At 71.2% G+C, this 9,314-nt stretch carries 10 protein-coding genes; 5 read left to right on the forward strand and 5 right to left on the reverse strand.

Annotated features, from left to right (window positions below; all coding sequences use genetic code 11):
- Nucleotides 1-239: 239 nt before the first annotated feature.
- On the reverse strand, nt 240-1,136 hold the full coding sequence (locus ASG87_RS12445) for a LysR family transcriptional regulator (RefSeq protein ID WP_056005461.1): 897 nt from the start codon (nt 1,134-1,136) through the stop codon (nt 240-242).
- A 108-nt stretch (nt 1,137-1,244) separates the two neighbouring features.
- On the opposite strand from ASG87_RS12445, the gene ASG87_RS12450 reads away from it, so the two are divergent.
- Together ASG87_RS12450 and ASG87_RS12455 are read left to right on the forward strand one after the other, a co-directional pair.
- Nucleotides 1,245-2,129, forward strand: a complete 885-nt coding sequence (locus ASG87_RS12450; RefSeq protein ID WP_056005464.1) for an MBL fold metallo-hydrolase — start codon at nt 1,245-1,247, stop codon at nt 2,127-2,129.
- Nucleotides 2,130-2,175: 46 nt separating this feature from the next.
- Entirely contained in the window at nt 2,176-2,817 is a 642-nt protein-coding gene (locus ASG87_RS12455; RefSeq protein WP_056005467.1) for an NAD(P)-dependent oxidoreductase, read from the forward strand.
- A gap of 228 nt (nt 2,818-3,045) precedes the next feature.
- Here ASG87_RS12455 and ASG87_RS12460 read toward each other — a convergent pair whose 3' ends face one another.
- The gene (locus tag ASG87_RS12460; protein WP_056005470.1) at nt 3,046-3,645 is read right to left on the reverse strand and encodes a cytochrome c; all 600 of its coding nucleotides are present in this window, start codon (nt 3,643-3,645) and stop codon (nt 3,046-3,048) included.
- A gap of 20 nt (nt 3,646-3,665) precedes the next feature.
- Nucleotides 3,666-4,439 carry a copper resistance protein B gene (locus ASG87_RS12465; RefSeq protein ID WP_162258364.1) on the reverse strand — a complete coding sequence of 258 codons (774 nt, stop codon included), beginning with the start codon at nt 4,437-4,439 and terminating at the stop codon, nt 3,666-3,668.
- Here ASG87_RS12465 and ASG87_RS20510 point away from each other — a divergent pair.
- Nucleotides 4,416-4,853, forward strand: a complete 438-nt coding sequence (locus ASG87_RS20510) for a hypothetical protein (protein WP_162258365.1) — start codon at nt 4,416-4,418, stop codon at nt 4,851-4,853. The genes ASG87_RS12465 and ASG87_RS20510 overlap by 24 nt on opposite strands.
- Here the strand turns inward: ASG87_RS20510 and ASG87_RS12470 are convergent.
- Both ASG87_RS12470 and ASG87_RS12475 read right to left on the reverse strand, forming a co-directional pair.
- Nucleotides 4,808-6,592 (reverse strand): copper resistance system multicopper oxidase, encoded by a 1,785-nt coding sequence (locus ASG87_RS12470; RefSeq protein WP_056006460.1) that lies wholly within the window; start codon nt 6,590-6,592, stop codon nt 4,808-4,810. The two genes, ASG87_RS20510 and ASG87_RS12470, sit on opposite strands and share 46 nt — an antisense overlap.
- Before the next feature lie 289 nt (nt 6,593-6,881).
- Entirely contained in the window at nt 6,882-7,232 is a 351-nt protein-coding gene (locus tag ASG87_RS12475) for a hypothetical protein (protein ID WP_056005475.1), read from the reverse strand.
- Between the two features lie 161 nt (nt 7,233-7,393).
- Between ASG87_RS12475 and rlmJ the strand changes: the two genes are divergently transcribed.
- Together rlmJ and ASG87_RS12485 are read left to right on the forward strand one after the other, a co-directional pair.
- Nucleotides 7,394-8,326 carry a 23S rRNA (adenine(2030)-N(6))-methyltransferase RlmJ gene (gene rlmJ / locus ASG87_RS12480; RefSeq protein ID WP_056005478.1) on the forward strand — a complete coding sequence of 311 codons (933 nt, stop codon included), beginning with the start codon at nt 7,394-7,396 and terminating at the stop codon, nt 8,324-8,326.
- Nucleotides 8,327-8,420: 94 nt separating this feature from the next.
- Entirely contained in the window at nt 8,421-8,924 is a 504-nt protein-coding gene (locus tag ASG87_RS12485) for a Slp family lipoprotein (RefSeq protein WP_056005482.1), read from the forward strand.
- Nucleotides 8,925-9,314: the final 390 nt, after the last annotated feature.

Genomic DNA, 9,314 nt, shown 5'->3' on the forward strand with positions numbered 1-9,314 from the left:
GCCTGTCCACGATCTATCGGCCAGTCCAACCGCCCCGTCGTCATTCCTGCGAAAGCAGGAATCCAGTGACTGTTTCCTCGAAAGCTCAAAGGCGCTGGATCCCAGCTCTTGCCCCCTTTTCGGGGTTCGCTGGGATGACGTCTCAGAGGAGATGACGTTCCATGGGGGATGACGTTCGAGGGATGATCGCCATAGGAGATGACCGTCATAGGGAATAACCGGAGATCGTGGACAGCCCCTTACGCCGCACCCGCGAGGCAGGCGCGCAGGTGGTCGATGAAGGCGCGTACCTTGGCCGGCGGCTGGCGCCCCGGATACACCGCGTGGATGCCGCCCTCGGGCAGGCGGTACTGTGCCAGCAGCGCCACCAGCCGGCCGGCGCGGATGTCGTCCTCGGCTAGGTAGTCCGGCAGCACGCCCAGGCCCGCGCCGGCCAGCACCATCGCGCGCACCGCGCTGGCGCTGTTGGCCTGGGCCCGCTGATGCAGGCGCACGGTATGCCGCGCGCCGCCGCGGGTGAAGGTCCAGCGCAACGGCGCGGGCAGCACGGACAACGCGACCAGGCCATGCGCGGCCAGGTCCTGCGGCCGCCGCGGCGTGCCGTGCGCGGCGAGGTAGCCGGGCGAGCCGACCAGCAACTGGCGGAAGCCGCCCAGGCGCGCGGCGCGCAGGCTGGAATCGCGCAGCCAGCCGCCGCGGATGGCGAGGTCGAAGCGCTCGGCGATCAGGTCGCTGACCTCGTCGCTCAGCACCATATCCGCCTGCAGCGCCGGGTGCAGGCGCAGGAAGCCGGCCAGGGCCGGCGCCACGATGGCGGTGCCGTAGTCGGTGGAAACGGTGAGGCGCAGCGTGCCGCTGGGCGTCTCCCGGCCTTCGCCCACGCGCGCGATCGCCGCGTCGGCCTCGCCCAGGATGCGCACGCAGTCGGCATGGAACACCGCACCGGCCTCGGTCAGCGACATCCGCCGCGTGCTGCGCACCAGCAGGTTCACGCCCAGTTCCCGCTCCAACCGCGCCAGGTGCTGGCTCACCATCGCCTTGGTCAGGCCGAGCTGCTCCGCCGCCGCGGTGAACGAGCCGGCGCGCACCAGGGCGGCGAACACCGCCAGCCGGTTGAGGTTGACTGCCTGTGCCATGGGTTGCCACTGTCAATTCCGAGTTGACAGTAAATTACTCCATCTGTCGTTTATCGAACCAATGTCCCGGCGCATGCTGTGTCCACTTTCCCTCCGGCAGGCACCGCCATGCGCCCGTTCCGACTCGCCTCCCTGCTGCTTCCCCTGCTCGCGCTGGGGCTGTCCGGCGGTACCCGCGCCGCCGAGGCGCCGCTCACGCTGGACGTCTACAACCCGGGCAGCGGCTCCGTCTTCGCGGTGAGCTCGGTGCTGGTCGAAGGGCAGCGCGACGCCGTGCTGGTCGACGCCCAGTTCGAACGCAAGGACGCCGAGGTGCTGGTGCAACGCATCCGCGCCTCGGGCAAGCGGCTCACCGCGATCTACGTCAGCCACGGCGACCCGGACTACTACTTCGGCCTGGACGTGCTGCACCGGGCGTTCCCGGCCGCGGCGATCGTCGCCACCGCGCCGACCGTCGCGCACATCGAAGAGTCGCGCCGGGCGAAGCTGGCCTACTGGGGACCGATCCTCAAGGACAACGCTCCCGCGCGGACCCTCGTGCCGGCCGCGCTCGCCGGCGACAGCCTCGACCTGGAAGGCCACAGGCTGGAGATCGTCGGCCTCGACGGCCCCACGCCGGACCGCAGCTTCGTGTGGATCCCGTCGATCCGCGCCGTCGTCGGCGGTATCCCGGTGGTGGGCGGCGAGCACGTCTGGATGGCCGATACGCAGACGCCGCAATCGCATGCGCACTGGCTGGCCACGCTCGACCGCATCGAGCGGCTGCACCCGCGCACGGTGGTGCCCGGCCACTACGCGCCCGGTGCGCCGATGACGCTGGCCGCGGTGCGCTTCACCCGCGACTACATCCGCGCCTACGACGCCGAGGCGGCCCGCGCCGGCGATGCCGCCGCCCTGGTCGCCGCGATGAAGCGGCGCTATCCGCAGGCCGCCGGCGTATCCGCGCTGGAACTCAGCGCCAAGGTCAGCAAGGGCGAGATGAAGTGGCCGTAAGCCGCTTCCCGCCTCCCTCCGATTCCCTACCCGCCAGGAGCCACCCATGAAGATCGCACTGTTCGGCGCCACCGGCCATCTCGGCCGCGGCATCCTCGACGAAGCGCTGGCGCGCGGCCACGACGTGGTCGCCATCGTGCGCGATCCCGCCCGCCTCGACGCCAGCCACGCGCACCTGCGCGTCGTCACCGGCGACGTCGGCCAGCCCGCGACCTGGCTCGACGCCGTGCGCGGCGCCGACGCGGCGGTCGCCAGCCTGTCCGCCCGCCGCGACGGCAACAACGACAGCCTGCCGGCCAACGCCCGCCTGTTGCTGGACAACCTGCCCAGGGCCGGCGTGAAGCGCCTGGTCTGGGTCGGCGGCGCCGGCAGCCTGGAGACCGCGCCGGGCGTGAGGGTGATCGACGATCCCGGCTTCCCCGCCGCCTGGAAGCCGGAAGCCGAAGGACAGGCCAAGGCGCTGGAGGTCTTCCGCGCCAGCCCTGCCGACGTCGACTGGACCTACGTCAGTCCCGCCGCGCTGATCGAGGACGGCGAGCGCAGCGGCACCTACCGCATCGGCGGCGACCGGTTGCTGGTCGATGCCGCGGGCAACAGCCGGATCACCGTGCCGGACTATGCCGTGGCGCTGCTGGACCGCGTCGAGAAGAACGACGCGACGCGCCAGCGCATCACCGTGGCGTACTGAAGCGATCCACGGAAGCCGCGCGCGACCGCGCCGCAGCGGCACCGGATCGTCCCGCGCGGCGCGCAGTCGTTCATCGCGCGGTCGTGTCGTAGCTGTCGCGCTGGACGGGACGGAACCGCGCTACCTGCACGTGTCCGCCCGCGCTTTCGTCGCCGCCGCCCGCTGCCGGGCGGCGGTCCGGGCAAGCCGCGGGCGGCGGATGCGTGCCGCGCTGGACGTCCGAGGCGCTCACCGGCCGGCAGGATGCCGGTGAACGCGGGACGGGTCCGCCATCGGTGCCGGGGCGCCGGCGGCGTGGCGGTCGCCATGGCCGCGGGATTCCATGTCCCCGTCCGGCGGCGCCTTCGCCACCAGCGCCGCGTATCCGGCCGGCGACAGGCCGGGCAGCCTGCGCAGGAACGCGACCATGCTCCAGATCGTGGCGTCGTCGTGGCTGCCGCCCCAGGCCGGCATCACGCTCATCTTGATGCCGTGCTTGATCGTCCAGAACGCGGCGCGCGGGTCCACCCGGGTCCGCGACAGGTCCGGCGGCTGCGGATAGAGGCCCGGGCGCAGTTCCGAATCGTCCATGCCCGGCGCGAGATGGCAGCCGGTGCACATCGCCGCGTACTGGCCCGCGCCCTCGAGGATCGTCGCTTCGTCGTCGAGGTTGTCGGGCAGCACGAGGTCTTTCGCATGCTGCGCCACCGAGCGCTCGCGGGCGAACTGCAGCAGGCGGTAGGTGGCTTCCCAGTGCGGGCGGTCCGCGCCCGCGTCGTACCAGCCGGATGCGACGAAACCGGCCGCGGCCAGCACCGCCAGCAGCACAACGGCAACGAGCGTCTTCATGTCGGCGGCTCCATGGCGGATCAGAACCAGAACCGCAGGCCGGCGACCCATGCGGTTTCGCGTGCCGGCGCCTGCCGCGGCACGCCGGCGGACCGGCCGAAGCGGCGGGTCTGCTCGATGCCGACGTACGGCGCGAAGCGGCGGCTGAACTCGTAGCGCAGGCGCAGGCCGGCCTCCGCCTCGGACAGGCCGGCGCGAATCCCTCGCCGCGGGTCGTCCTTGCCGTACAGGTTCAGCTCCAGCCCGGGGCTCAGGATCAGCCGCTGGGTGAAGCGCAGCTCGTAGCTGGCCTCGAAGCGCGCGGCGGTGCGCCCCTGCGGACCGGCGTACAGCGTCGCCGCCAGTTCGAACCAGTACGGCGCCAGGCCCCGCACGCCGGCCGCGATCCACTGGCGCGACGGCCCCTGGCCGAAGTCGTGGCGCACGCCGAGCTGCCAGTCCCAGAAGGTCGAGGCCGCATGGCCCCACAGCAGTTCGGCGCGGGCATCGCGGGTGCCGTCGCCGTCGCGCTCGCCTTCGGTCTTCAGCCACAGCCGGTCGATGTCGCCGCCCCACCAGCCCTCGGCGCTCCATGCCGTGCTGCCGTCGCCGGCCGTGCCGAGGCGGCGCTCCAGCCGGTCGAACAGCCACATGCCGCGCAGCGCCTTGTCGTGCATCTGCATCATGTCGGCCATGTGCGCGGGCGGCATCGGCGGCAGCTCGTGCTGCGGTGGCGGCGGCGGCACGTGGTCGTTCGGCGTGCCCTCGCGCACGGCCGGTGCGGGCATCGCATGGCCGGCGTGCTGCATGGACATGGACGGTTCCCGCATGTCTTGCGTATCCATGCCATCCATGTGCATGCCTTTCATGTCCATGCCGCCCATATCCATGGCCGGCTTGTTCCCTCTTTCCGCCGCAGGCGCATCTTCGCCATGGCGGGCGTGCCGGGATACCGGGGCAGCGTGGCGATGCCTGGCGGCTCCGCGGGCTTTGCCACCTGGCGCGGGAACTTCGTGCATGCCCGCCATGGCGTGATCGGGCATCGGCCCGTCCGCCTTCGGCGCCTGCACGCTGCCGGAAGCGGCCGGCATGCCGCCCATGGCGTGCTGCGCGTGTTGCGCGGCGGCAGGCGCCGCCAGGGCCAGCGACGCCAGCAGGGCGACGGTCGATCCGGTCCGCGCGCTCATGCCACCACCACTTCGCGGAACATGCCCGCTTCCATGTGGTAGAGCAGGTGGCAGTGGTAGGCCCAGCGGCCGAGCGCGTCGGCGCTGACCCGGTAGCTCACCTGCTGCGCCGGCTGCACCACGACGGTGTGCTTGCGCACCTGGAACCCGCCCTGCGAGTTCTCCAGCTCGCTCCACATGCCGTGCAGGTGGATCGGGTGGGTCATCATGGTGTCGTTGACCAGGGTGACGCGCACGTGCTCGCCGTACCTGAGCCGCAGGGGCTCGGCATCGGAGAAGCGGGTGGCGTCGAACGACCACAGGTAGCGTTCCATGTTGCCGGTGAGGCGCAGGGTCAGCTCGCGGTCCACCCGCGGCGAGATCGGCGCGTCCAGCGTGCGCAGGTCGGCGTAGCTCAACACGCGCCGGCCGTTGCCGCGCAGGCCGACGCCGGGATCGTCCAGGTTGGTGCGCGGCTGCGGTACGCGCATGTCCGCCTCGACGCCGGTCTTCAGCGCAGGCGTCGGCATGCCTTGCATGCGATGGCCCATGGCGGCGTGGTCCATCGCGGCCTGCTCCGTCGCGCCATGGCTCATGGCAGCGTGCCCCAGCGCAGCGTGGTCCATGCCCGCCATGTCGTGCCGCAGGCCGGCATGCCCCATGGACATCGCGCCCATCATGTCGCCCATGCCAAGCAACGGCTTCGGCTCCAACGGCGGCACCTCGGCGCGCATGCCGGCCCGCGGCGCCAGCGTGCCGCAGGCGTAGCCGCTGCGGTCCATGCTCTGTGCGAAGATCGTCCACGCGCGGTCCGCCGCCGGCTCGACGATCACGTCGCAGGTCTCGGCCGTGCCGAGGCGGAACTCGTCCACGCTCACCGGCTCCACCGCCTGCCCGTCGGCGGCCACCACGGTCATCTTCAGGCCCGGGATGCGCACGTCGAAGAAGCTCATCGACGAGCCGTTGATGAAGCGCAGCCGCACCTTCTCGCCCGCGCCGAACAGGCCGGTCCAGTTGCCGGCCGGGGCATGGCCGTTCATCAGGTAGGTGTAGGTCATCGCCGAGACGTCGGCCAGGTCGCTCGGGTCCATCCGCATCCGCTGCCACATGCGCCGCTCGGCCAGCGCGCCGCCCACGCCCTGCCGGCGCGCATCGCGCAGGAAGTCGCCCACGGTGGGCTTGCCGAGGTTGTAGTAGTCGCCCTGCTTCTTCAGGTTGGCGTAGATCCGCTCCGGATCGTCGTCGGTCCAGTCGTTGAGCATCACCACGTAGTCGCGCTCGGTACGGTGCGGCTCGCCGCCGCGCGGCTCGACCACGATCGGGCCGTACAGCCCGGTCTGCTCCTGGAAGCGCGAGTGGCTGTGATACCAGTAGGTGCCCGACTGGTTCACGGTGAAGCGGTACAGGTACTCGCCGCCGGGCGGGATGCCGGCGAAGCTGAGCCCCGGCACGCCGTCCATGTCGGCCGGCAGGACGATGCCGTGCCAGTGGATCGAACTGGTCACCGGCAGGGTGTTGCGCACGCGCAGGGTGATCGTGTCGCCCTGGCGCCAGCGCAGCAGCGGCGCCGGCAACCGGCCGTTCACCACGGTGGCGATGCGGCGCCGACCGGTGAAATCCACCGGCAGCTCGCCGATGGAGAGATCGAAGTGGCTGCCGGACAGTTCGGCACGCGGCGCCGCGGCCTGCGCGCGCAATGCGGTGCCGCGCAGGCCGAGCACGGCGGCCGCGCCACCCAGCGCCAGCCCCTGCACGAATCGTCGGCGCGGCAACTGGAAGCCGCGCGGGTCTTGCATGTTCATCATCGGGTTCCTTCGAGGAGATGCAGGTGCGCACGACTCGGGGGGTGCGCAGCGCGTACGAAGAGGGAAAGAGAAGCCGCTTGTTCGCTCGTCATTCCTGCGCAAGCAGGAAGCGCTTTCAACAGCCCAAGGGCTGGTCATCCAGTGCCTTGGCGCTTGCAAGAGAAGAGGCGCCGGACCCCAGCCTGACCGGCCCTATGGCCGCTGAAAGCCGCTGGGGTGACGGGTCGCGAGGTCGGAGTAGCGGAAATTTCCGAGGCGCCCCAGGGCCTCATCCGTCCCGCATGGATCAGGCCGCCGGAGGCCGCAAAGGCGGCGCCTCGACCGGCTGCGGCGCCCGCTGCAAGCGGGCCGGCCAGCCGGCGCCGTGCGGTGCCGGAGCAAGCATCGCCATGAAGCGCGCCTCCGGCAGGTCTGCCGTCATGTGTGCGCAGGTGCACTCGCCCTGGTCGGCGTGGTGCTGTCCGTGCGGCGGCGACGCATGGCTGTCGCCGTGCATGGCCATCGTCCCCTGCATCGCCATCGAAGCGCAGCAATCGATCCTGGCCCAGGCCGCGCTGCCCATCGCCATCCAGGCGCACAGCGCCAGCGCGAACAGCGCACGGCAACGACGCAGGCGATGGAAGACCGGGGAGGGCATGCCATCGAGCCTACGCAACCCGCACGCCCCTGCCAACTCTGGACCAACCTCCATCAGGCCCCGCCTCACCTCTCACTCCTCAATCTCTCAACCCCATCCCACCGCCCGCCGTATACCGCCCCGCGCCCCTATACTTACCCGCCCAGCCCGCCGCGACCGCCATGAACTACCGCCACGCCTACCACGCCGGCAACTTCGCCGACGTCCTCAAGCACAGCGTGCTGCTCGCGCTGGTCGAATCGCTGCGGTCCAAGCCGGCGCCGTTCGCCTTCATCGACAGCCATGCCGGCAGCGGCTGCTATGCGCTGGACGGCAAGGAGGCCGGCAAGACCGGCGAGTACAAGGACGGCATCGCGCGGCTGCTGTTCCCCGACCTGCACGCAGGCACGGCGCAGGCCGGCAGCCTGCCGCCGCTGCTGCGCCGCTGGCTGGACGGCATCCTCGCTATCCCCGGCAACGAGGACGGGCTGAAGTTCTACCCCGGCTCGCCCTTGCAGGCCGCCAACGCGATGCGTGCGGAAGACAGCGCCCAGCTCTGCGAGCTGCAGCCGGAGGAAGCCGCGCGCCTGCGCGAGCTGTTCCACCGAGACCCGCGCATCCACGTGCACCACCGCGACGGCTACGAGGCGCTGAAGGCGCTGCTGCCGCCCAAGGAGAAGCGCGGCCTGGTGCTGATCGATCCGCCGTACGAGGCGCAGGAAGCCGAGTACAGGCTGATCGAGAAGGCGCTCAAGGAGGCGCTGCGGCGCTGGCCCACCGGCGTCTACGCGGTGTGGTACCCGATCAAGCTGCGCAGCCAGGTGCAGCCGTTCCTGCGCGGGCTGCCGCGCAGCGGGGCGAAGCGCGTGCTGCGCGCGGAACTGCTGGTGCACCCGGACGATTCGCCGCTGCGCCTCAACGGCTCGGGCATGGCGATCCTCAACGCGCCGTGGAAGCTCGACGACGCCCTGCGCGAACCGCTGCGCGCGATGGCGCGGCTGCTGTCGCAGGACCGCCCGGCCGAATGGACGCTGGACTGGCTGCTGCAGGAGGGCGCCGAACCGCCGGCCGCGGCCCCCTCGCCGGCACGCGCGGGCACGCCGCGCCGGCGCTGAACCGCGACCTTCGCGCACACGTCCGGCGGACGCGGATTGTTGTAGCGTAATGCCACATCCACGCCATGGCTGCCCGCCAGCCCAGGAGTCGAACGTGCAACCTGTCGCCCGCTTCCTGCTAGCCCCGCTGGCCCTGCTCGCGCTGGCCGCCTGCGCGCCGGCGCCGATCTACCAGCCCGCCGCCGGCACCGTCGCCGCGGCGCCGTTCGAAGTCGCCAGGTCGCCGGAACGCTTCGCCGGCCAGCCGGTGATCTGGGGCGGGCGCATCGTGCAGGTGAAGAACCTGGCCGACCACAGCGAGGTCGAGCTGCTCGCCTACCCGCTGGACTCCTCGCAGCGCCCGAAGGCGAACGACAGCGGCAACGGCCGCTTCATCGCGGTGATGTCCGGCTACGTGGAGCCGCTCGACTACCCGCCGGGCGCGATGATGACGGTCAACGGCCGCCTCGACGGCAGCCGCGCCGGCAAGGTCGGCCAGGCCGACTACGTGTTCCCGCTGGTCGGCGTGGCGCAATCGCACGTCTGGACGGCCGCGGAAATGAACAAGGGCCGCAACAACGTCAACTTCGGCGTGGGTGTCGGCGTCGGCATCCGCTAACCGCGGCATGCCGGTATCGCTTCGTTGTCGGCCGGCAGCGCCTTTTTTGGCGACGCGGTCGGAAATGCATTGCCAGTCGCCGGCAGCGAAGCTGGGCGAAGCCCCGATATGGGGCTCCGCCCGGCTTGCAACCACCTATTCCGGCAATGCCGTGGAACGCATCGCGGCACGGTGCCACGATCCCGCATTCCTCCAACACTGCGACCACCGCGCGAAGTCGCCCGCCGCGAGGAAACGGCGGATGGCGAGACTTGGCGAATGCCACAAAGGTAGCTGCCCGGCCTCACAGCAGCCGATCCTAGCGGCTCTTGGAGCCTGTCCACGATCATCGGTCAACCCAACCGCCTCGCCGTCATTCCTGCGAAAGCAGGAATCCAGTGACTTGATGCT

Source organism: Frateuria sp. Soil773 (assembly GCF_001428405.1).
In the GTDB taxonomy this organism is placed as follows: domain Bacteria; phylum Pseudomonadota; class Gammaproteobacteria; order Xanthomonadales; family Rhodanobacteraceae; genus LMSL01.